Source organism: Ferruginibacter paludis (assembly GCF_030409685.1).
Lineage (GTDB): Bacteria > Bacteroidota > Bacteroidia > Chitinophagales > Chitinophagaceae > Ferruginibacter > Ferruginibacter paludis.
This window is the reverse complement of record NZ_JAUFQJ010000024.1, coordinates 680,314-703,060: the sequence shown is the minus strand read 5'-3', so window position 1 is coordinate 703,060 and position 22,747 is coordinate 680,314. Positions and strand designations below refer to the sequence as shown.

Here is a 22,747-nt window from a genome sequence, read left to right as displayed (position 1 = left end):
ATAAGCCCAATACAAATCATAAAAATTAAAAATAAGGTAAGTTCTGATAAAAGATGAAGCAGCCCTGAAGCAGACTGAATTTACGGATTGTGTAAATGCTTTTCCCTATTTCGGCGGTAAAATTCACCCCAATACTTTTCTTTGCACCAAATTAAAACTATGAGCAGTAAAGCAACCCTTCACAACAGCATGCGTGTATATCACCGTTACCTGGGCTTTTTTTTAGCCGGTATTATGGCCGTATATGCCCTCAGCGGCATCGTGCTTATTTTCAGGGATACCAGTTTTTTAAAAAAAGAAAAACAACTAACGCAGCAACTGCAGCCGGGTCTTACAGCAGAGGCTTTAGGCAAGGCGATCCGCATACGTGATTTAAAAATTACTTCCGTGAGCGGCGACATGCAAACTTTTAAACAGGGCACTTACAATGCACAGACAGGTTCAGCAAGCTATACCGTCACCGTATTGCCGGCGCTGGTAGAAAAACTAACTCACCTGCACAAAGCCAGTACAAAAGACCCCTTATTTTTTCTGAACGTTTTCTTCGGGGTTTCCCTTTTCTTTTTTGTGATCTCTTCTTTCTGGATGTTTATGCCCAAAACAAGCATTTTTAAAAAGGGCCTGTATTTTACTTTGGCGGGTGTTATGTTGACGGTGGTTTTGCTGATGGTATAATTGGGTGATATATTTGATTTTCTGGATTTACTCCAAATGGGGAGAAAATTAATATGCTTACGACTATCGTTTTCATCCGTGAGGCTGAGTGTAGTTATCCGCAACAGTGTGATATTGCCGTTTTGTCGGATTTACAATTGCCGGAGTAAAGCACAATAAATATGAAAATAATTTGATTTTTTGTATCACCAAGTAGCCTTTTGTGATAGGAGGGCGGCATAATTTTCAGGGGCAGTACTTTGAACAGATGAAACAAGCATTCCAGAAAATAAAAAGCAGGAAAACTGATTTTAAAATCAATTTTCCTGCTTTTTGTGGTGCGAGCCGGGGTTGAACCGGCGACACATGGATTTTCAGTCCATTGCTCTACCAACTGAGCTATCACACCGTTCCCTTTCGGGGCAGCAAAAATAGGAGTTTCTCCTCAAATATTGCAAAACAAGCGCATCAAATTATGAAAGAAATAAAAAAAGGTGGGCAAAATCAGGCCCACCTTGTATTTACGTGTTAAAAAGATTTATTTTAAAGAGGCGATATCTATCACAAAACGATAGTGTACGTCGCCTTTTAACATTCTTTCGTAGGCCTCATTTATCGAAGATACTTTAATCACTTCCACATCGCTCACAATATTGTGTTCGGCGCAGTAGTCCAGCATTTCCTGCGTTTCTTTAATACCACCAATCAGGGAGCCGGCAATAGAACGGCGTTTGCCGATAAGGTTAAAAGCGCCCACTACGGAAGGCTGCGGAGGTACGCCCACCACCACCATGGTGCCGTTTAAAGTAAGCAGGTTTAAATAATCATTGTATTCGTGCGATGCAGAAATTGTACTTAAAATAAAATCAAATTTGCCCTGCAGTTTTTTCATGGTGTCCGCATCTTTTGTTACCGCAAAATGATGGGCGCCTAAATTCAGCGCATCCTGTTCCTTTGATTTGGAAGTGCTCAGCACGGTAACATCGGCACCAAAAGCAGCGGCAAACTTAACGGCCATGTGGCCCAGACCGCCCAGGCCAACTACGGCCACTTTGTGTCCTTTGCCAATATTCCAGTGCCTTAAGGGGGAGTAAGTGGTAATGCCTGCACACAACAAAGGCGCCACTCCTTCAATAGGCAAACTGTCAGCTACATGCAGCGTGTATTTTGCATCCACTACAATTTGCGTAGAATACCCGCCATAGGTAGGGTTGCCTTCTTTATCACGGCCATTGTAAGTGCCAACCATCCCGTTGTCACAATATTGTTCTTCATGTGCCAGGCAGCTGGGGCACTCCCTGCAGGAGTCTACAAAGCAGCCCACGCCGGCCAGTTCACCGATTGTAAAGTCTTTTACGTCAGACCCAATTTTGGTAATGCGGCCTACTATTTCGTGGCCCGGTACCATCGGGTAAATAGAGCCCCCCCATTCGTTGCGTACCTGGTGAATATCGGAGTGACAAACGCCACAATATAAAATTTCAATTTGTACATCATTGGCGCCAACGTCTCGTCTTTCAAAATTAAATGGTGTTAATGGTGTGGTTGCACTTTGCGCTGCATAAGCGTTTATGGGTGTCATATGTTTTATTTTAGAATAAGTACAAACAGCTCTTACAGGCTGTTTGTTGAATGAAAATTTATTTTTCGGAACAGACAACAAAAACCGCTCCCATAAAATAAATCAGGCAGAAGGGGCCAGCAAAGAGTAAATAGCAGAGTCAAGAAAGCGGCCGTTGTAAAAATAATTTTCTTTAAACCAGGCTTCCTGTACGAAGTTATTTTTCAGCAGTAAGTTTTTAGAAGCTTCATTGGCAGGATTGATATTGGCTTCCACAGAATGCAGGCCAATGGTGGTAAATCCATAATGTAATACGGCTTTGATCGCTTCCTGCATGATGCCCTTTCGCTGTTGCTGCGGGTGCAGCAGGTAGCCGATTTCTGCCCGGTAATTGGGCGCATCAATCTTCCAGAAACCAATGGTGCCAATTAATACAGCATCTTCTTTTAAAGCAATGCCCCAGGTAATATTTTCATTATTTTTTACGCCGTCAATTATTTTTTGAATCAGCTCCATGGCATCAGCTGCCGATTGGCAAGTGGCCTGTCAATATAGGCCATCACGTTTTTATCAGAACGCAGTACCAGTAAATCGTTCACATCTGCCGCTGTTATTTCTTTCAGCATCAGCCGTCCGGTATACAGCACCGGAAAAGGATTGAGTTGCAGTGAAAGCATAATTTGTATTTAAAAAATAATGGTCCGGGCAATAACAGCTTTGTGGAAAATCGTTGTGTCACTCACTTATACTTTTACAGCTTTGTGCATCGCCTTCAATTCGCAGGGCATTAGTTTTTGGAGTGTTCGCTTTGCGGTCTGACCTTTGGTGCCGACCGCAAATTTTTACCATGGTCGGTACCGAAGGTCAGACCGCGGTAAAATATTATACAAGTTAATTGCCTGCTCTAAAGCAATGAACCAACTATAAAGTAGCCTGGTAAATATCTTAAAGCAATATTGTTTTGCCCAATTAAAATTCTGCACTCTTGGGATACCTTGGGAAAGGAATTACATCCCTGATATTACCCATGCCAGTTACGAATTGTACCAGGCGTTCAAACCCAAGCCCGAAGCCGGCGTGCGGGCAACTGCCGAAGCGGCGGGTATCCAGATACCAGTTCAGTTCTTCTGCAGGAATATGCATTTCAGCCATGCGGGCCGTTAATTTATCCAGCCGTTCTTCCCTTTGCGATCCACCCACAATTTCACCAATACCCGGCGCCAGTATATCCATGGCTGCAACCGTTTTACCATCCTCATTCAAACGCATGTAAAACGATTTGATGTCTTTTGGATAGTTGGTGAGTATCACCGGTTTTTTAAAATGTTTCTCTACCAGGTAACGTTCATGTTCGCTTTGCAGATCAACACCCCAGCCTTCAATTAAATATTGAAACTTCTTTTTCTTGTTGTGGTTACTCTCTCTTAAAATTTCAATCGCTTCGGTATAAGTCAGCCTTTCAAAATCGTTGTTTACTACAAAATTCAGTTTGTCCAGTAAACCCATTTCACTTCTGTCCTGCTGAGGTTTTTGTTTTTCTTCTTCTTCCAGCCGCTGCGCTAAAAATTCAAGGTCTTCTTTATTTTGCTCCATGGCATACTTGATCACGTACCGGATAAAAGCTTCTGCCAGGTTCATATTATCTTCCAGGTCGTTAAAGGCAACTTCGGGTTCAATCATCCAAAACTCCGCCAGGTGGCGCGTTGTATTGCTGTTTTCTGCCCTGAATGTGGGGCCGAAAGTATATACATCACTAAAAGCCATAGCAGCCAGTTCACCTTCCAGTTGTCCGCTAACGGTCAGATTGGTGCTGCGCCCGAAAAAATCATCTTTAAAATTTATGCTGCCATCTTCATTTTTGGGTGCGCTGCCATCCAGCGGTAAAGTAGTTACCCGGAACATTTCGCCGGCACCTTCCGCATCGCTGGCAGTGATGATGGGTGTATGCAGGTAAACAAATCCCTTATCATTGAAAAACTGGTGAATGGCAAAAGCCAGTGAATGCCGGATGCGAAAAATAGCGCCAAAAGTGTTGGTGCGAAAGCGCATATGGGCAATCTCTCTTAAAAACTCAAGACTGTGTTTTTTTGGTTGCAAAGGAAATTTTTCTGCGTCACTGTCGCCTAATATTTCGATGGTAGCGGCCTTTAACTCTACCTTTTGTCCTTTACCTAAAGATGCAATTACCTGTCCGGTAACTTTAATGCAGGCGCCAGTGGTAAGGCGTTTTAATGTGCTGTCTTCAAACTCGCCTAATGACGCAACTACCTGTAAATTATTATTGGTACTGCCATCGTTAAGGGCAATAAACTGGTTGTTTCTGAAAGTACGAACCCATCCCATTACGGTTGCTTCAAAGCCGGTGTTTTCTTCTGCCAGCAATGCTTTTATCTTTATTCTTTTGTTGAACATAACGTTTAAATTGGCTGCAAATATAACGGGGATTTTGATGGATTAAAAGTAATGCATGGTATTAATGCTGTTATACTAAATGAGAATGTTGCTGCAGAAATTGCTTTTACTAAAAACTCTTTTCAATACACATTACCTTTGCCACATGAAAATTGCTTTCTTTTCGTCGAAAATGTACGACCGCGAATTTTTTGACCGCTATAATACAAAACACGAAATCATTTATTTTGAAGCGCCTTTAAATGAACAAACAGTAAACCTGGCCTGGGATTGCAACGCAGTTTGCGCCTTTGTAAACGATAAATTATCCGCCGATGTAATTGCAGCATTAAAAAGCAATGGCATTCAATTGATAGCTTTACGCAGTGCCGGGTTTAACAATACAGATATTGCCGCGGCTAGAGCAAACGGCATCCCGGTAGTACGGGTACCGGCCTATTCTCCGCATGCAGTGGCGGAACATGCGCTGGCGCTGATTTTAACGCTCAACCGCAAAACCCATAAAGCCTATAACCGGGTAAGGGAAGGCAACTTTTCTCTGGAAAGAATGATGGGTTTTGATCTCTATGGTAAAACTGTCGGTGTGATCGGTACCGGTAAAATTGGCCAGTTGTTTTGTACTATTATGCTGGGCATTGGTTGTAAAGTGCTGGCTTTTGATGTGATAGCTAATAAAGAAATGCAGGCGGCAGGAGTTGACTACCTTCCATTGATCGACATTTTTCAACAGGCGGATATCGTTTCGCTGCATTGCCCGCTGACAGAACAAACCCGCCATATTATAGATGCAACCAGCATTGCCATGATGAAGCAGGGTATAATGCTCATCAATACAAGCAGGGGCGGGCTGGTAGATACACCGGCTGCGATTGAAGGCCTTAAATCCGGCCGCATCGGGTATCTCGGTCTGGACGTGTATGAGCAGGAAGAAAAATTGTTTTTTAACGACTTATCAGAAAATATCATTGATGATGATGACATCATGCGCCTGTTAAGCTTTCCCAATGTGTTGATCACTTCTCACCAGGGCTTTTTTACGCAGGAAGCATTAGCGGAAATTGCCAAAACAACACTCGCCAATATAGATGAATTTGAGGCCGGAACAAAGCTTACCAATAGCGTCGCATAATAAAAAGCCTGGCTAAAACCAGTCATGTCAGCCAGAGGGGTAATGACTTTGTCCAACGTGCAAATTGTTGCAATACTGCTCGGTTACAAGGCACATTTTCTCTTTGTTACCATTTGAGTTACCCCCTCATTAACAAAAATTTTTTTAGTATTTAGCAAAAACGGCGTAATATTGTGCAGGAATATTGCTGATAAGGTCTTCCATATAACTACTGCATCAGACAGTCACATTCCATCAAACAAAAAATTCTCACCCGAACAATTGGGATTATTTCAAGACTTTAAGACCGGATTTTTTTGAAAAAACTTTTTTCATTTCTTTATGTATGACACTTTACAACTGAACGATATGCTCGTTCCTGAGTTGCATGATATTGCAGAGCAGCTCACTATCTCCAATTATAAAAAACTAGAAAAGCAGGATCTGATAGATAAGATACTTGCCAGGCAAACTACCATGAATACAACAGCAAAAAACGAAGGCGAGGAAAAACCCAAGCGTAAACGCACCATCAAAGCCGCAGCTACAGCCGCTCCCGCAGCAGCTGCTTCTCCCGTAACAGAAAAACCGGTAGCAGAACCAACTCCGGCAGAACCTAAAACAGCAGAACCCAAAGCCGCAGAACACAAGCAACATAAAAGAACAGAACATACTGCAGAAAGAAAAAAACAACCGGTTATAAAGGACGAACTCGAAGAAGATCTTCAGCCAATAACAGACGAGCAAAGTACAATACCTGCAGCCATCGCATCGCTGCTGCATGAAGAAGATGATGTACAACAACAGCAGCCTGAACTGCAAATGACAGAAGGTGGACAGCAAAATGTGTACCCCAGCAAACAATACCAGCAACGCAGGGACCAGCAGGTTTTTAATATTGAATTTGACGGTATCATATTAGGGGAAGGTGTATTGGAAATGATGCCTGACGGTTATGGCTTTTTAAGAAGTAGTGATTACAATTATCTTTCCTCCCCGGATGATATTTACGTATCTCCTTCCCAGATAAAATTATTTGGCTTAAAAACCGGCGATACTGTTTACGGATCTGTTCGTCCGCCAAAAGAAGGTGAAAAATATTTTGCATTGCTAAAGGTAGAAACCATCAATGGTAAAAGCCCGGAAGAAGTAAGAGACAGGGTTCCTTTTGATTATCTTACTCCCTTGTTTCCATTTGAAAAACTAAACCTTACTACCACTTCCAATAATTACAGTACCAGGATAATGGACTTGTTTACGCCAATAGGCAAAGGCCAGCGTGGATTGATTGTTGCCCAGCCAAAAACGGGTAAAACAATGTTGCTGAAAGAATTGGCCAATGCAATTGCAGAAAATCATCCGGAATGTTACCTGATGATTGTGCTGGTTGATGAAAGACCGGAAGAGGTAACAGATATGGAACGCAGTGTAAAGGCTGAAGTTATTGCCAGTACATTTGATGAACCTGCAGAAAAGCACGTAAAAGTTTCAACCATCGCTTTGCAAAAAGCAAAAAGACTGGTTGAATGTGGTCATGATGTGGTGATTTTATTGGATAGTATTACCCGTTTGGCACGTGCGCACAATACCGTTGCTCCGTCAAGTGGGAAGGTATTGAGTGGCGGCGTGGAAGCGAATGCCATGCAAAAACCAAAACAATTTTTTGGGGCTGCACGTAAAATAGAATTTGGTGGCTCATTAACCATTATCGCCACTGCACTGGTAGATACCGGAAGCAAAATGGATGAGGTTATTTTTGAAGAATTTAAGGGAACCGGTAACATGGAATTGCAGCTGGACAGAAGACTGTCTAACCGCCGCATTTATCCTGCAATTGATATTGTTTCGTCTTCAACAAGGCGTGATGATCTGTTGCTTGATAAGGAAACATTCCAGCGCATGTGGGTATTACGTAAACACATGGCCGATATGAATCCGGAAGAAGCATTGAATACCCTGCTTAAAAACATGAAAGGAACAAAAGACAACGTAGAATTTTTAACTTCTATGAACGGATAAAAATTTACGCTTTTAAATTAATACATTACTGGCCGCTGATTATTCAGCGGCTTTTTCTTTAACAAAAAACATAATGATGGCGGCCACCAGCATGGCGGCTCCGCCCGTTAAAATCGTGAGGTTGGTTTGGCCGGAAAAATAATGACGGGTTAAAAAACCGAGTAAGAAGGCAGCGGTTATTTGTGGTATTACAATAGAAAAATTAAATACAGCAAAATAAGTGGTCATTTTATTTTCAGGTGCTATATCGCTGACGATGCTGTAAGGTATATTGCTGATGCTGCTCCAGCCAATGCCAATAAAAGCAAACGATATCAGTAAGAGGTATTGATTTTTAAAACAGTAAATCAGCAGCAGGCCAATGCTCCCGATAAGCAAGGCGACGGCGTGCAGCTTATATTTACTATACCGTTTAGTTAACACGGGAATAGTAAAAGCCAATATTGCAGCCAGCGTACTGTAGAAGGCAAAACAGATACCTACCCAGGTAGTTCCATTTTCAAAGGCTCCGCTTTCGGCATCTGTAGTATTAAAAATGTATTTGGTAATAACCGGTGTGGCATAGATCCAAAGCGAAAATAACGCCAGCCAGGTGAAAAATTGTACAATAAATAAGGGAAGCAGATGTTTAATAATTCTAAGCATCAATAAATATACTTTGTTTTTCAAGGAAATTTTCTGATGGCTTTTTTCTTTATGTATCTTGTGTAGCAGCTTTTTTCATCCAACAATGGCCATACAAAAAATTTTAATCGATCAGTTTTTAATGCTCGCTTCGCAGTACCCGGTATTGGATGTACGCAGTCCGGGCGAATATGCGCATGCCCATATTCCCGGTGCCTATAGCCTGCCATTGTTTACCGATGAAGAAAGAAAAGTAGTGGGTACAGCTTATAAACAGCAAAGCAGAAAAAAAGCCATCAAAATCGGGCTGGATTACTTTGGCGTAAAAATGAGGCCCATGGTGGAAGAGGCGGAGAGGTTGGTTCTTCAATTAAATGACAGAAGCAGACAAGAAAATGACCCTGTTGTATTGGTACATTGCTGGCGTGGCGGGATGCGGAGTGCGGGTGTAGCCTGGCTGCTTGATCTGTATGGATTTAAAGTATACACCTTAACGGGGGGGTATAAAATGTACCGGCAAAGGGCAAGAGCCCGGTTCGATGAGCAATACCAGCTAACGGTACTTGGCGGGTATACCGGCTCGGGCAAAACATCATTATTGCACGAGTTACAGCACAATGGGTATAAAATAATCAACCTGGAAGCATTGGCAAATCACAAGGGTTCCAGCTTTGGTGCGTTGGGCGAAAAGCCGCAGCCTTCGCAGGAGATGTTTGAAAACTTACTTGCGGATGCCCTTTATTCAATGAGCAGGGTTGCAGGTAATGCCGGGGAGATTTTTATTGAGGATGAAAGCCAGCGTATAGGATCCATGAATATTCCGGATAGTTTTTGGAAGCAGATGCGCAGCAGTCGGGTGGTATTCCTGGATATTCCTTTTGAAGAAAGGCTTACTTACCTTACTGAAGAATATGGCAAATTCGACAAGGCTGCTATGGTAAATGCAGTCATTAGAATTCAAAAAAGATTGGGCGGTCTTGAAACAAAACAGGCCGTAAACTACCTGCTCGAAAATAATCACCGGGAATGTTTTCGTATTTTGCTGAAGTATTATGACAAGTACTATGAAAAAGGGTTGGCGGCAAGGGCTACAGATCCTGCTTTGGTTAAAAAAATCAATTGTTCAACCGTAGATATAAAAACCAATATCCAAAACCTACTGCATGAAAAAATTACTGTTCAATAAGTTTTTTTTACTTTCTTTATTATTACCTGCCAGCCTGCTGGCGCAGGATCGTGATATTACGGGACTTTGGAAAGGCGAAATGTATGTTGATTCAACCAAACAATACCTGCCCTTTGAATTATCCATCAGCGAAGTGAAAAACAAATTGATTGGTTATTCGCATATCACTTTTGAAGAAAATGGAAAAAAGGAAACCGGGTTAAGGGATGTTACTATTCAGCGAAAAGGAGATGAGATTATTATTGAAGATGTAAGCCTCATAGACAACTCATTTAGTTTTACTCCCCCAAAAAATATTAAAAAGACCATGATAGTTACCCTTACTATTGAGGATACTGCCATGATAATGAAAGGCAGCTGGAGTACCAACCGTACCAAACGCTTTTTATCAGCAACGGGTACCGTTATAATGCAACGCAAAAACGATTTTAAAGAAACGGTACTATATAAAAAACTGGCAGATTTAAAGCTGGAAGATAAACTGGTTTTTAAAGAACCAGAGAAAAAACCTGCGCCACAGGTGGTAGCATTGCAAGCGCCTAAAACAAACATCAGCGTAGCGCCACCAACGGCGGTTGATCCCGATGTTAAACAAAAACCAGTAAGTGAACCTGTTGAAAAAAAGCCTGTTGTTGCTGAGCCCGTAACCACTGTTGCAGCTATACCAAAACCAGTTGAAACAAAGCCTGCTACACCCGTTCCAACTCCGCCGGCTCCGGTAGTTGCAGTAGTAAATAAACCTGTTGAAACAAAGCCCGCAACAACTGTAACTCCACCGACTGCTCCTGTTGTAACGGCGGTAAATAAACCTGTTGAGATAAAGAAAACTCCGCCGCCTGTAAGTGCACCATCACCGGTAGCAGTAAGTAGACCTGCTGAAGTTAAAAAAACACCGCCCGTGGTGACCAAACCTGTACCGCCACCTGCTGTTATCGCGGCTAAGCCGGCAGAAGTTAAGAAGGCACCTCCTGTTGTAAGTAAGCCGGCACCGGTTGCAGCGCCGCCCGTGGCGATTGAAAAGCCAAAGGCAGTTGCAGTTGCTGTAGTGGAAAAGAAGCCTGAACCAATTGCACCCAGTGTTGTAAAAGGTGCCGCAGACGTGGATAAAAGATCGATCGCTACTTCGCAGGCAGTCTATTTTCAAAGCGATAGCCTGGTACTCACCCTGTATGATAATGGTTATGTAGATGGAGATACTGTAAGTGTTGTAATGAATGGCGATGTTATTTTTTCCAAACAGGGTTTGAGCACGAAAGCAGTAAGCAAAACCATTTATATTACAAAGGAAACACCGGATTCAATTAAACTGGTGATGTATGCAGAAAACCTCGGCAGCATACCACCCAATACCGGTTTGCTGGTAGTGCATGACGGCGATGCGGTATATGATGTTCGTTTTAGTGCGGATTTAAAATCCAATGCACAAATCATCCTGCAAAGGAAAAAGCGGGAATAAATTTTTTAATAAGATGAATAATGACGATTTGATGAATAATGATGGAACAATAATTTCATTGGATAATATACCGGTTCCGGTTTTTAAGCTTACGCAATATTCTCATGGTGCCGGCTGTGGATGTAAAATTTCGCCTAAAATATTGGATGAAATTCTGACCAGTAATATAGCCCGCCCAGATAATGATAAACTCATTGTAGGCAACCACAGTAAAGATGATGCTGCGGTGTATGATTTGGGCAACGGTACCGCACTTATCAGCACCACAGATTTTTTTATGCCTATTGTGGATGACCCGTATGAGTTTGGCCGCATCGCTTCAGCCAACGCCATCAGTGATGTGTATGCCATGGGCGGAAAACCCATTTTAGCAATTGCAATACTGGGCTGGCCCATCAATGTGTTGCCACCCGCGGTTGCACAAAAAGTAATTGAAGGCAGCAGAAGCATTTGCCTGGAAGCCGGAATACCATTGGCTGGTGGCCATAGCATTGACAGCCCGGAACCCATTTTTGGACTGGCCGTAAACGGCCTGGTCTCAGTGCCAAACATCAAACAAAATAACCTGGCACAAGAAGGGGATCTGTTGTTTTTAACCAAACCACTGGGTGTTGGAATATTAACTACGGCAGAAAAAAAAGGGTTACTGAAAGAAGAACACAAAGGCATGGCTGCAAAACAAATGATGCAGTTGAACAAAGTGGGTGAAGCATTGGGAGCTATTAAAGGCGTTCATGCAATGACCGATATTACAGGCTTTGGTTTATTGGGCCACCTGGTTGAAATGGCAGAAGGCAGCGGTGTATCTGCTGTTATTCAATTCGACAACATACCCTTGATTACTCCTGAAATTAAAGACTATCTTGATCAAAACTGTGTGCCCGGCGGTACGCATAGAAACTGGGATAGTTACGGAGAAAAGATCGGCACCATTACAACTTATCAAAAAACAATTCTTGCAGATCCGCAAACAAGCGGCGGTTTGCTGATTGCTGTAAGTGTAGCTGCAGCGGACGAAGTAAAAAATATCTTAAAACAGCATGGACTTGAAAAATTCACGACACCGGTCGGTAATATAATTGCTGTACAAACAGATAGTGTGCTGGTACAATCTTAAGCCAGCGCATCAATTTTAATGGATAGCATTCTGTCTTTTTCTGTAATGGTATCCCCCGCATCATGCGTACTTAACCAGATTTCCACCTTGTTGTACACATTGGTCCATAGCGGGTGATGGTCCATTTTTTCTGCCGCTAATGCCACCCTTGTCATGAATCCAAAAGCTTCAGAAAAATTTTTGAATTCGAATTTTTTATAGAGCGTATCGTTTTTTTCTTCCCACATAGTGTTTAATTGAAAATGATTGAATGGATAATTGATACTATTTCCGGTTTGAAAGCTATTTATCGCTTTAACCAAAAACATGATAACAGCGTATCTAATCTGGTGCCAGTATTTTAAAGGAGGCTAATAATTTAACAGGCAGTAGGGTAGTTATCAAAAAATAAGGTGCTGCTTGTGCTTTATTTTTTCGTTGGTCATTTCATTTACCAGCTGTACGCCGGGCAATGATTTAATAGAATAAATGAGGGCTTTTAATTCTTCCTTACTCACATATTCGCCCTTCATCAGCCATAAAAAATCAAGGTGTTTAAATTCGGGCAATAAATATTCTCCGTCAAACTGGTTATTGTATAAATAGTGTATAAGACAGGTAGATGGCACCTGGTATTCGTAAATGGAAAAGAAATATTTCCGTTCTTTTTTACTCAGCTGAATTTCAAAATCATTGTTGATACGAAAATCAAAACCCAGCACCTGGTTTAGCTGCCAGCATAACTGGTAATCCTTAACCGGCGCAACAATGCCAAGCAGGATGGAATCTTCAAAAAACTCCTGGGCAATTGTTTCATTGTCTATTTTAAGTTTCATATTCAATTTCAAAGTAAATAGCAGCTATCAATACAATGGTATAATGTAGATGCAACAATATTAAAACACAATATCAAATACAAGTTCCTCAGTACCTCTTTTTACTTTTACTTTAGTGGCATCGCCTTTATTAAATTTGCTCAATGCCTCCATATAAGTTTGTACATCCGTAAATTTATAATCGCCCAGTTGTACAATTACATCACCTGCTTTTATGCCGACTTTTTGGGCTGTTTTTCCATCACTGATGCCATCCGCCCTTACGCCAATACCGCTGAAAGTATAATCAGGCATAATACCCAATGTAACCTTAAAGCTGGTCTTACTGCTGGTAGCGCTTTCTCTCGTTTTGGTAAATGCAAGCTTCCCCTTTTTATCGGTATTTTCAAGTAAAGTATAAATATATTTCATCACCATCAATTCCCCTGTATAGTTCAGCTTGTCAGCATCATCCGTAGGTTTGTGATAATCGCTGTGAATACCGGTAAAGAAAAATAAAACGGGAATATCTTTCCTGTAAAAAGAAGTATGATCACTTGGTCCTGTACCGCTGCTATCGAACTTTATTTTAAAAAATTTATCGTTGGGACTGAGTGTTTGTCCCCACACAGGCGATGTGCCATAACCGCCAATATTCAATCCATGCGTGGTGTCATTTAATCGGCCTACCATATCCAGGTTGATCATAAAATTTACTGTGGATAGGTCGATAGTTGGATGGTCTGTAAAGTATTTTGAACCAAACAAACCCAGCTCTTCGCCACTGAAACAAATAAATAAATAATTGTTGTTTTTTAGTTTGGATGCTTTTAATTGTTTACTCAATTCTATAACCGCCGCAGTGCCGCTGGCGTTATCATCCGCACCATTGTGTATCTGTGGCGTACTGCCACTGTATAAAGAATTATGGTCTTCGCCATAGCCCAGGTGATCATAGTGGGCGCCGATGATGATGGTATTGGGTGCGTTATTATCAATGTAACCAATCACATTATGGCCATATCTTTTTTTATCGGTGATGAATATTTTTAGTTGAATATCCAGCGAAGCAGTTTCATCTTTCAAAAATTTTTCTTTACCAGCTTTGGTGATATAGATAACAGGAATAGCAGACAGTTCAGATTTTGCTTTCGGATCAAACTTCAATTCATCCGCAATGGCGGAACTGTTATAAATAAAAAAAGCGGTAGCCCTTTTTTTTGCAGCATCTGCGGCTTTCGTTTTAATAGCATCAGTCAAATCGAAATGAGGATTGTTCTTATTGGCTTCCATTATTTCTTTTAAATCATAAAACCAGGGTGACCCATTTTCCTGTAAGGCGATTGACCCTACTGCATTTAAAGAAGCATTGCAACTGAAGGCAAGCGGAAAATAATCTTTGTCAGGGGCAAGATCATTACCATTGATGAGCAGGTGCGATGTATTGGCAATCATCTTTCCATCATTCACTTCAAACTCCTGCAGGTAGCTGCCATCGCTACCCTTAGCTGCAAGGCCAGCCTTTAAAAATTCTGTGCTGATATATTCGTAGGCCAGTTTCTCGCCTTTGCTGCCTGTTCTTCTTCCTTCAAGTGCATCGCCTGCAAGGTATGCCGCGTGGGTTTGTAATTGAGCTATTATAGCTTTATCTGCTTTTTTTAATTTTTGAGCGTAAGTAAATTGTACGGAAAACAGGAGGCAATAAAAAATACATTTCATAAAATGTGTTGGTTAAGGAATTGCAAAGATAATTCACACAAGGGCTATTGGAAGCAAGGTGATATACAAAAATTATAATACCAAAAGCATGCCTTAAATTTACCAGCTTATCAAACTGGGCCGCCTTTATCATCCACATTATGTTCCGGATTGCGGGGGTGATCTTTCCAATTTCGTAATATTTAAACAACGATAGCCGTTACTTTTGCATCTAATTTAATTTTGATAAAAAAAATAAACATAGCATTAGTAGGTAACCCTAACAGCGGCAAAAGTTCTTTGTTCAATGTATTAACCGGGTTAAACCAAAAGGTTGGAAATTTTCCCGGCGTTACCGTTGATAAAAAAACCGGGCAATGTACTATTTCTGAAACGCTTTCAGCTACGCTGATTGATTTGCCTGGTACGTACAGTTTATATCCCAAACGTGCAGATGAATGGGTTGCCTATAAAGTATTGCTGCAACAGGATGATGACATTAAGCCGGATATGGTTTTGCTGGTGGCTGATGCCAGCAACCTTAAAAGAAACCTGTTGTTTTGCAGCCAGATCATTGATTTAAAAATACCGGTGGTACTGGCCCTAAGCATGATGGATCTTGCTGGTAATAAAGGAACGCAGATTGATTTGGCCGGCCTTGAAAGGGAGTTGGGCGTGCCGGTTGTAAGCATCAATCCCCGTAAGGGAAAGGGCATACCGCAGTTAAAAAAAATAATTGATCAAACCGCGGCGCATATCACCGCAGCACCCAGAGAGTTTATCAACAATGCTGAACTGGCGGAAAGTCCGGTATTCGCAGTAAAAAAATTATTTCCATCCATAAGCGATTATACGGCTTTACACTATTTAATCAACCACGAACATTTTAAGCTGGGCCACTCAATGCAGGATAGAATTGAAGCCATAGAGCAGGAAAATAATTTCAATCCTACCCGTACCCAGGCCGAAGAAATCATGCAACGCTATGGCCGCATCAAGCAAATTATGCAGGTTACGGTGGTAGAAAATGATCCGCTCAAGAAAGCATTGTTTACTGAAAAGCTTGACAATATTTTGCTGGACAGAAAATGGGGTTATCTTATTTTACTGGCAGTTTTATTTCTTTTATTTCAAAGTGTATTTTGGATTGCGCATTATCCCATGGATGCCATCGAATGGATTTTTGGTAAACTGAGCGGCTTTTTAAGCAGCACGCTTCCGGATACCTGGTGGAGTGATTTGTTGATCAATGGTGTTATTGCCGGTCTTAGTGGCATCATGGTTTTTATTCCGCAGATCATGATTTTGTTTGGGCTGATTACATTGCTGGAAGATACCGGCTATATGGCAAGGATAAGTTTTTTAACCGACAAGCTGATGCGCAAAGTAGGATTGAATGGAAAAAGCGTAATGCCGATGATCAGTGGCTTTGCCTGCGCCGTGCCTGCTATTATGAGCGCACGCAATATTGAAAACCGCAAGGAACGGTTACTCACTATTATGGTTACCCCGTTAATGAGTTGCAGCGCCAGGTTACCGGTATATACTATTTTAATTGCACTTGTAATTCCTTCTAAATTATATTTTGGTTTTATTAGTGTTCAGGGGCTGGTGATGATGGCATTATATTTATTGGGTACAGTAATGGCACTGATTGTAGCCTATGTAATGAAATGGTTTATTAAAATAAAAGAGAAGAGTTTTTTTATTTTAGAACTGCCTGTTTACAGGGCGCCCCGCTGGAAAAATGCATTAACGACAATGATTGAAAAGGCAAAAATATTTGTATTCCAGGCAGGTAAAATAATAATGGTGATCAGTCTTTTGTTGTGGGTATTGAGCACTTTTGGGCCGGCAAAAAATATGGCTGCTGTTACAACCAAATATGATCAGCTGGTACGGCAAAATCCGCAGTGGGCAACCGAATTGAACCGGGAACGTAAAACAGCTTTATTGCAAAATTCATTCGCCGGTACACTCGGTAAATTTATTGAACCCGCCATTCGCCCATTGGGTTATGACTGGAAAATTGGCATTGCCCTGGTTACCTCCTTTGCCGCCAGGGAAGTTTTTGTGGGTACCATGGCAACACTGTACAGTGTAGGTGAAGATGCCAGTGACAACAGCAGCACGTTGCGCCAAAAAATGAATGCCGCGGTAAGATCGGATGGCACCAAGGTTTATAACCTGGCTACCGGTTTATCGTTATTGGTTTTTTACGTACTGGCCATGCAATGCATGAGTACAATGGCAGTCGTTAAAAGAGAAACCCGGAGCTGGAAATGGCCGCTTATACAATTGGCGTATATGACCGGACTGGCTTATCTATTAAGCTGGGGGATTTACACGATGTTTATATAGGACTGCATATAGATTTCTATCATAATCCTTTTTAAAAATTCGATTTGTACTGTAAAAATTTCAGTTTACATACTGATAAAATTTCAGTGTTTTTAACTACCGCTGCTTTTCAGCAAAGTCAATGCTGACAATGATTCAGATTACACTTTAGTGTTTTCAAATGGCATATTGCTTGATGAATAGATGGTATAAATATTTTCTTTAACCAATTTAAAAAGGAGGTAATTATGACACTCGTAAAAAGAAACGGAAACCTGATGCGTGCATTTCCAACACTGTTTGATGATTTTTTAAACAGGGATTTATTCAATTGGGGCCAGTCTAATTATTCTAATACTGGTACTTCCCTGCCTGCTGTAAACATTAAAGAAACCAACGAAGGTTTTGAAGTGGAGATGGCAGCACCTGGAATGAAAAAAACTGATTTTAAAGTTCAGCTGGAAGGAAATATGCTTACCATCAGCTCCGAAAAAAGTAACCAAACTGAAGAAAATGAAGGAGACCGCTACTCCCGTAAGGAATTTAGCTACCAGTCATTTGAACGTTCTTTTACCTTGCCCAAGGATGTCGTGGACGTAGAAAAGATCAATGCGAAATATGAGGATGGGGTATTGCAGCTACACATTCCAAAAGTGGAAGAGGCAAAGCAAAAAGCACCCAAAATGATCCAGATTTCTTAACTTCTTTAACCAATTAAATGGTATTACAATAGCTGCCTTCACTGGCGGCTATTTTTTTTGAGCCTTTGGTAAAATCTATTTTCGAATTTATTCCTGTAACCGCCATCTGGCTTAACATTCCTAAATATCACCAGTCTTTCCACCGTTCAGCATATAAATTTTACCAATTGTCATTATCCGGCAAATCTATTTAATCAGTTATTTTTCTATCAAACCCATAACAGTAAAGGATTGCACGAATTACGGCATTAATAGTCACCACCAACTACTAAAAAATAAATGGTACTATGTGTTGTATAGTACTGTAAAGTTTATATCTTTGTGTTGTAAAGGCGAGAGGGCAGTAAAACAACAGGTGTATTTCCGGAAGATCACTTGTCAATCACTAAACCCAGTAAACCCAACCAAATTGAATTTTAAAACATTGAAGCCATGAACATTGATAACACAGCCAGCCAGATGCGGAAAGGAGTTTTGGAGTTCTGTATTCTTTCGGTGATCAAACAGGGCGAAGCGTATCCATCGGATATCATCGACAAGATGAGAACCGCCAACCTGAACATCTTTGAAGGAACATTGTACCCGCTGCTAACCAGGTTAAAAAATGCAGAGTTTCTTACTTACCGTTGGGTAGAAAGTAACAGCGGTCCGCCACGGAAATATTTTTCCCTTACCGAAAAAGGAGATGCGTTTTACAGGGAACTGGAAGCAACCTGGAACGAACTGGCCAACGCTGTAAAAGCACTTTCAGAAGCCGAACAACAACATACCAGTAACACCAACTTCAACAACCCGGAATAGGAACGATAGGCATTGTTTTTATTGGGGCCCGAATCAACTAACGAATACGAAACACAATTAACCATGAAACAAGTAATAAATATCAACTTCCACGGACAAGTAGTGCCGATAGAAGTTTCTGCATTTGACTTGCTTAAACAATATACCGCCAGCCTGAATACTTACTTTGCAAATGAAGAAGGCAAGGAAGAGATCATTAATGATATTGAAAGCCGCATTGCAGAGTTATTCCAGGAAAGGCTGAAAAAAGGCGTTACCTGCATAACAGATGAAGATGTAAATGCTATCATTAAAAGTATGGGCCGTCCGGAAGAATTTGAGGGCGAAGACAGTACAGCTTATACACAGACTTCAACTGCTTCTTCATCAGCAACAGGCAATCAGCAATCCCAGCAAAATACTACAAGCGCAGGATTTAAAAGACTGTACAGGGATGAAACTGACAAAATTTTAGGTGGCGTTTGTGCCGGTCTGGCCAATTATTTTGGAATAGATGTAGTAATTGTCAGGATCATTTTTGTGGTGCTTGCCATCTCTTTTGGATTTGGTTTAATACCCTACATCATTTTATGGATAGCAGTTCCAAGCACGGCCACCAAAATAATCGGCGGTACACGCAAAAGATTGTTCCGGGATCCGGACGATAAAAAGATTGCTGGTGTGTGCTCCGGTATTGGTAACTATTTCGGCATCAATCCCTGGATACCAAGAGTATTGTTTTTGCTGCCCTTTTTAACTTTTGTTTTTCACTGGAGCCACTGGGGTTTTATGGAATTTCCTAATTTTTTAAGACTGGGATTTAGCCCCGGCGCACTTATCATCTATATTATTTTGTGGCTGGTAATACCCGAAGCCACCAGTACCGCGGAAAAACTGGAAATGAAAGGTGAGAAGGTAGATTTAAACTCCATTAAGAATTCAGTGGTGGAAGAAATGAAAGGAGTTCAGCAAAGAGCAGAAAGACTGGGCCATGAAGCAAGGGCTTTCGCCGAAGAAAAAGGAAAAACAATGGGTGCGGAAATGGGCTCTGCAGCCCGGAGAAGTGGCAGGTCGCTGGGTGATATCATCGTCTTTATTGTAAAGGGCTTTGCTTATTTTATTATCGGCTGTTTTGGTTTTGCTTTTGTAGTTGCACTGTTTGCTTTTGCAGTAGCTTCAATAGGCGTGTTTCCGCTGAAAGACTTTTTGCTGACTGATGGCCTGCAAAATTACCTGGCCTGGGGAACGCTGATATTTTTTATTGCAGTGCCTGTAATTGGAATTATCACCTGGATTATACGCAGGCTTGCAAAAATGAAAAGTAACCGCAAAGTATTACGCTTTACATTTATCAGTTTATACATCATTGGATGGGCCTGCTTTATATCTTTAATAGCATCCGTTGGGCGTGATTTTAAAAGCATGAATAATATTATTGAACAAGATGTCAACCTTGCAAATCCTGGTATTGCAAAGCTGGAAATCACTAACAATTCTCCGTTAAAAAAATACTACCGTAATAACTGGTTAAAGTTTGAGCCTTTTCAAAACCTGGATGATGATACTGTTTTTGTGGAAAATGTTTCTATAAAAATTATCAAAGCTACCAATGATAGTTTCAGGGTTACTATGATAAAGATGGCCAATGGCGAAAACAGGCGGTCGGCCGATACACTGGCAAGATTAATTCAATTCAGTGTGACACAACATGATTCTCTGCTGTTACTGGATAAGGGAATCCCAATCACAAAAGACGACAAATTCCGTAACCAGCGGGTAATTATTACGGTGTATGTACCTGTTGGAAAACAAATACGAATTGACCGGAACGTTGGCTGGAATAACAATATTCATTTTAGCGGCCCATGGAACGATCATTACAATGACCTGGATATTGATGATGAAGAAAGAGGTTGGCAAACGGATGTAAACTATGTGATGCGTGCAAATGGGTTATATACATTAACCGGAAAACCTGCCGATGAATGGAAGAACGGTGACAGAAACAAACGGGATGACAATGATGATGACAGAGAAGATAATGATACAAGTAAAAGTACAAATAACAGCGGTGGCACTTATCGTTACAACAGCGCACAAAAAATAGATTCTTTAAAAACTGACCTGCAAAAAGTGCAGCAGCAATACAAAGATTCTTTGTTGAAAGAACAAAATGACATTAAGAAAAAACAGGAAGAAAATAAAAAGAAACTTGAAAAATTGAATGTTACAATAAGCGATACAGAACCAGCCGGTGACACGTTGTTACAATCTTACAGTCCGGTGGCAAGCATTGGATTAATATAGTTTCAATAGTTGAGTTGAAGTGAAACAAAAACAGGGTCCCGCCGTAATTGGCGGGATTTTGTTTTTGCCTGCGGCAGAACTAAAGCATTGTCGCTGAGCGCTGCCCAATGGTATGCGGCAAAAGAAGGCGATGCAATCATGCTGCCCAAAGCTTCCCGGCCCGGACAATAATTTTTTATTTGCAATACCAGTTTACTCTATTTTTGTGGCTTCTATTTTTTAATAAAACTATACAATGAAGACCACTCCATTTACAGAAAAACACATCGCCCTGGGTGCAAAAATGGCTGAATTTGCCGGATACAACATGCCCATCAGTTACACCGGAATCAATGATGAACATGCAGCTGTGCGCAACAATGCGGGTGTGTTTGATGTAAGCCACATGGGTGAGTTTATTTTAAAAGGCGAACATGCGCTGGAACTGATTCAGCGTTTAACCAGCAACGACGCATCCAAATTAACTGCAGGCAAAGCCCAGTACAGTTGCCTGCCCAATGATGACGGCGGTATTGTTGACGACCTGCTGGTATATTGTATTGAAGAGAACAAGGTGTATATGCTGGTTGTAAATGCCGGCAATATTGATAAAGACTGGAAATGGATAAGCAGCCACAATACGAACGATGTAGAAATGCACAACATTTCTGATAAAACCTGCCTGCTGGCCATACAGGGGCCCAATGCCAATAAAATACTGCAACCACTTACCGATACAGATATCCTCAATTTAAAATACTACACATTTGTGAGGGGAACTTTTGCCGGCGTAAGCAATGTGTTGATAAGTGCAACAGGTTATACAGGTGCTGGCGGCGTGGAAATTTATTTTGAAAATAAAGATGGGGATGCCGATAAAATATGGGATGCTATTTTTGCGGCCGGAGCAGCGCAAGGTATAAAACCAATCGGGTTAGGCGCCAGAGATACATTGCGGCTTGAAATGGGTTTTTGCTTGTATGGCAATGATATAGATGATACAACGTCTCCGCTTGAAGCTGGCTTGGGATGGATTACTAAGTTCACAAAAGACTTTACATCAAAAGCCATATTTGAAAAGCAAAAGGCAAAAGGCGTTACTAAAAAACTGGTAGGTTTTGAAATGCTGGAAAAAGGTATTGCCCGCCACGATTACCTGATTAAGGATTTTGAAGGAGCCATTATTGGTAAAGTGACCTCCGGTACGCAGTCTCCGTCGCTTGGTAAAGCCATTGGAATGGGATACGTAGACAGCAAACACGCTGCGATTGATACAGAAATTTACATCAGCATACGCAATACGCTTCTAAAGGCTAAAGTTGTTAAAATGCCTTTTGCTTAATTACAATGCAACAGCAAATGAACAACGCCCTGTATAAATAAATTATTGCCGGGATAGTGTATAACAACAGGTGAAAGAAGAAGCAACCGGCATAATTGCATGCTGATTTGTTGATAACATTTTTTTGCTAAAATGGGCACCACAGGCAAAGGCAGCTAAATTTTCTTATCTTGAGAATCATATTTTATCTGACAAATGGCCCATATTCATTTAACTACATTTATTGCAGCGCCGGCCAAAAGAGTTTTTGATTTAAGCCGCAGCATCACGCTGCATAAAAAATCAATGGCACACACCAATGAAACTGCTGTCGCCGGAATAACCAGCGGCCTGATAAACAAAGGCGAAACAGTTACCTGGCAGGGAAAGCATTTTTTTAAAACACGGCAGTTCACTTCGGCCATTACCGAAATGCAATCACCGCTGATGTTTACCGATGAAATGACCCGGGGCGATTTTAAAAGTTATGTTCACGAGCATCATTTTAAACAGGTGGCCAATGGCAGCATCATGATAGACATTGTTGATTTTGAAACGCCGTATGGCGCACTGGGCAAAGCAGCCAATAGCTTGTTTTTGAAAAAGTACATGGAAAAACTGTTAACTAAAAGAAACCAGGTAATTAAAGAATATGCTGAAAGCGAAAAGTGGAAAGCGATATTAAATTAA

At 41.2% G+C, this 22,747-nt stretch carries 20 protein-coding genes and 1 tRNA gene; 12 read left to right on the top strand and 9 right to left on the bottom strand.

The window, feature by feature from the left end; translation table 11 throughout:
- Positions 1-159 precede the first annotated feature (159 nt).
- On the top strand, positions 160-675 hold the full coding sequence (locus tag QWZ08_RS27360; protein ID WP_290340997.1) for a PepSY domain-containing protein: 516 nt from the start codon (positions 160-162) through the stop codon (positions 673-675).
- Between the two features lie 315 nt (positions 676-990).
- Here QWZ08_RS27360 and QWZ08_RS27355 read toward each other — a convergent pair.
- The 5 genes from QWZ08_RS27355 to asnS all read right to left on the bottom strand — a co-directional run bounded on the left by QWZ08_RS27355 (position 991) and on the right by asnS (position 4,627).
- Positions 991-1,063, bottom strand: a tRNA-Phe gene (locus tag QWZ08_RS27355).
- A gap of 129 nt (positions 1,064-1,192) precedes the next feature.
- Positions 1,193-2,236, bottom strand: coding sequence for an NAD(P)-dependent alcohol dehydrogenase (locus QWZ08_RS27350; RefSeq protein WP_290340996.1), 1,044 nt, complete (start codon positions 2,234-2,236; stop codon positions 1,193-1,195).
- Between the two features lie 102 nt (positions 2,237-2,338).
- Complete coding sequence (locus tag QWZ08_RS27345; protein WP_290340995.1) at positions 2,339-2,731, bottom strand: GNAT family N-acetyltransferase; 393 nt, start codon at positions 2,729-2,731, stop codon at positions 2,339-2,341.
- A complete protein-coding gene (locus tag QWZ08_RS27340; protein ID WP_290340993.1) occupies positions 2,722-2,892 on the bottom strand; it encodes a hypothetical protein in 171 nt (56 codons plus the stop codon). Before QWZ08_RS27340 ends, QWZ08_RS27345 begins: the two co-directional genes overlap by 10 nt.
- 292 nt (positions 2,893-3,184) lie before the next feature.
- Complete coding sequence (gene asnS, locus QWZ08_RS27335; RefSeq protein ID WP_290340991.1) at positions 3,185-4,627, bottom strand: asparagine--tRNA ligase; 1,443 nt, start codon at positions 4,625-4,627, stop codon at positions 3,185-3,187.
- A 145-nt stretch (positions 4,628-4,772) separates the two neighbouring features.
- Here asnS and QWZ08_RS27330 point away from each other — a divergent pair, with 145 nt between their 5' ends.
- Positions 4,773-5,756, top strand: coding sequence for a 2-hydroxyacid dehydrogenase (locus QWZ08_RS27330; protein WP_290340989.1), 984 nt, complete (start codon positions 4,773-4,775; stop codon positions 5,754-5,756).
- A 321-nt stretch (positions 5,757-6,077) separates the two neighbouring features.
- A complete protein-coding gene (gene rho / locus QWZ08_RS27325) occupies positions 6,078-7,754 on the top strand; it encodes a transcription termination factor Rho (RefSeq protein WP_353960512.1) in 1,677 nt (558 codons plus the stop codon).
- A 39-nt stretch (positions 7,755-7,793) separates the two neighbouring features.
- On the opposite strand, the gene QWZ08_RS27320 is transcribed toward rho, so the two are convergent.
- Positions 7,794-8,399, bottom strand: coding sequence for an MFS transporter (locus tag QWZ08_RS27320; RefSeq protein ID WP_290340987.1), 606 nt, complete (start codon positions 8,397-8,399; stop codon positions 7,794-7,796).
- An 85-nt stretch (positions 8,400-8,484) separates the two neighbouring features.
- Here QWZ08_RS27320 and mnmH point away from each other — a divergent pair, with 85 nt between their 5' ends.
- From mnmH to selD, 3 genes are read left to right on the top strand one after another with little or no spacing between them, the layout of a single operon-like run.
- A complete protein-coding gene (gene mnmH / locus QWZ08_RS27315; protein ID WP_290340985.1) occupies positions 8,485-9,564 on the top strand; it encodes a tRNA 2-selenouridine(34) synthase MnmH in 1,080 nt (359 codons plus the stop codon).
- Positions 9,542-11,020, top strand: coding sequence for a hypothetical protein (locus tag QWZ08_RS27310; protein WP_290340982.1), 1,479 nt, complete (start codon positions 9,542-9,544; stop codon positions 11,018-11,020). The genes mnmH and QWZ08_RS27310 overlap by 23 nt, the downstream gene beginning before the upstream one ends.
- Positions 11,021-11,051: 31 nt before the next feature.
- Positions 11,052-12,137: a selenide, water dikinase SelD gene (gene selD / locus QWZ08_RS27305; RefSeq protein ID WP_290341194.1), complete on the top strand. Its 1,086-nt coding sequence runs from the start codon at positions 11,052-11,054 to the stop codon at positions 12,135-12,137.
- On the opposite strand, the gene QWZ08_RS27300 is transcribed toward selD, so the two are convergent.
- From QWZ08_RS27300 to QWZ08_RS27290, 3 genes are all read right to left on the bottom strand, one after another.
- Positions 12,134-12,364 (bottom strand): 4a-hydroxytetrahydrobiopterin dehydratase, encoded by a 231-nt coding sequence (locus tag QWZ08_RS27300; RefSeq protein ID WP_290340979.1) that lies wholly within the window; start codon positions 12,362-12,364, stop codon positions 12,134-12,136. The two genes, selD and QWZ08_RS27300, sit on opposite strands and share 4 nt — an antisense overlap.
- 153 nt (positions 12,365-12,517) lie before the next feature.
- Positions 12,518-12,952: an IPExxxVDY family protein gene (locus QWZ08_RS27295; RefSeq protein ID WP_290340977.1), complete on the bottom strand. Its 435-nt coding sequence runs from the start codon at positions 12,950-12,952 to the stop codon at positions 12,518-12,520.
- A 60-nt stretch (positions 12,953-13,012) separates the two neighbouring features.
- Complete coding sequence (locus QWZ08_RS27290; protein ID WP_290340974.1) at positions 13,013-14,650, bottom strand: M28 family peptidase; 1,638 nt, start codon at positions 14,648-14,650, stop codon at positions 13,013-13,015.
- Positions 14,651-14,872: 222 nt separating this feature from the next.
- On the opposite strand from QWZ08_RS27290, the gene feoB reads away from it, so the two are divergent.
- The 6 genes from feoB (at position 14,873) to QWZ08_RS27260 (ending at position 22,747) form a co-directional block, all read left to right on the top strand.
- On the top strand, positions 14,873-16,990 hold the full coding sequence (gene feoB / locus QWZ08_RS27285) for a ferrous iron transport protein B (protein WP_290340972.1): 2,118 nt from the start codon (positions 14,873-14,875) through the stop codon (positions 16,988-16,990).
- Between the two features lie 227 nt (positions 16,991-17,217).
- Complete coding sequence (locus QWZ08_RS27280; RefSeq protein WP_290340970.1) at positions 17,218-17,670, top strand: Hsp20/alpha crystallin family protein; 453 nt, start codon at positions 17,218-17,220, stop codon at positions 17,668-17,670.
- Positions 17,671-18,102: 432 nt separating this feature from the next.
- On the top strand, positions 18,103-18,471 hold the full coding sequence (locus tag QWZ08_RS27275; protein ID WP_290340968.1) for a PadR family transcriptional regulator: 369 nt from the start codon (positions 18,103-18,105) through the stop codon (positions 18,469-18,471).
- A 63-nt stretch (positions 18,472-18,534) separates the two neighbouring features.
- Positions 18,535-20,757 (top strand): PspC domain-containing protein, encoded by a 2,223-nt coding sequence (locus QWZ08_RS27270; protein WP_290340964.1) that lies wholly within the window; start codon positions 18,535-18,537, stop codon positions 20,755-20,757.
- A gap of 235 nt (positions 20,758-20,992) precedes the next feature.
- Complete coding sequence (gene gcvT, locus QWZ08_RS27265) at positions 20,993-22,078, top strand: glycine cleavage system aminomethyltransferase GcvT (RefSeq protein WP_290340960.1); 1,086 nt, start codon at positions 20,993-20,995, stop codon at positions 22,076-22,078.
- A gap of 195 nt (positions 22,079-22,273) precedes the next feature.
- Entirely contained in the window at positions 22,274-22,747 is a 474-nt protein-coding gene (locus tag QWZ08_RS27260; RefSeq protein WP_290340958.1) for an SRPBCC family protein, read from the top strand.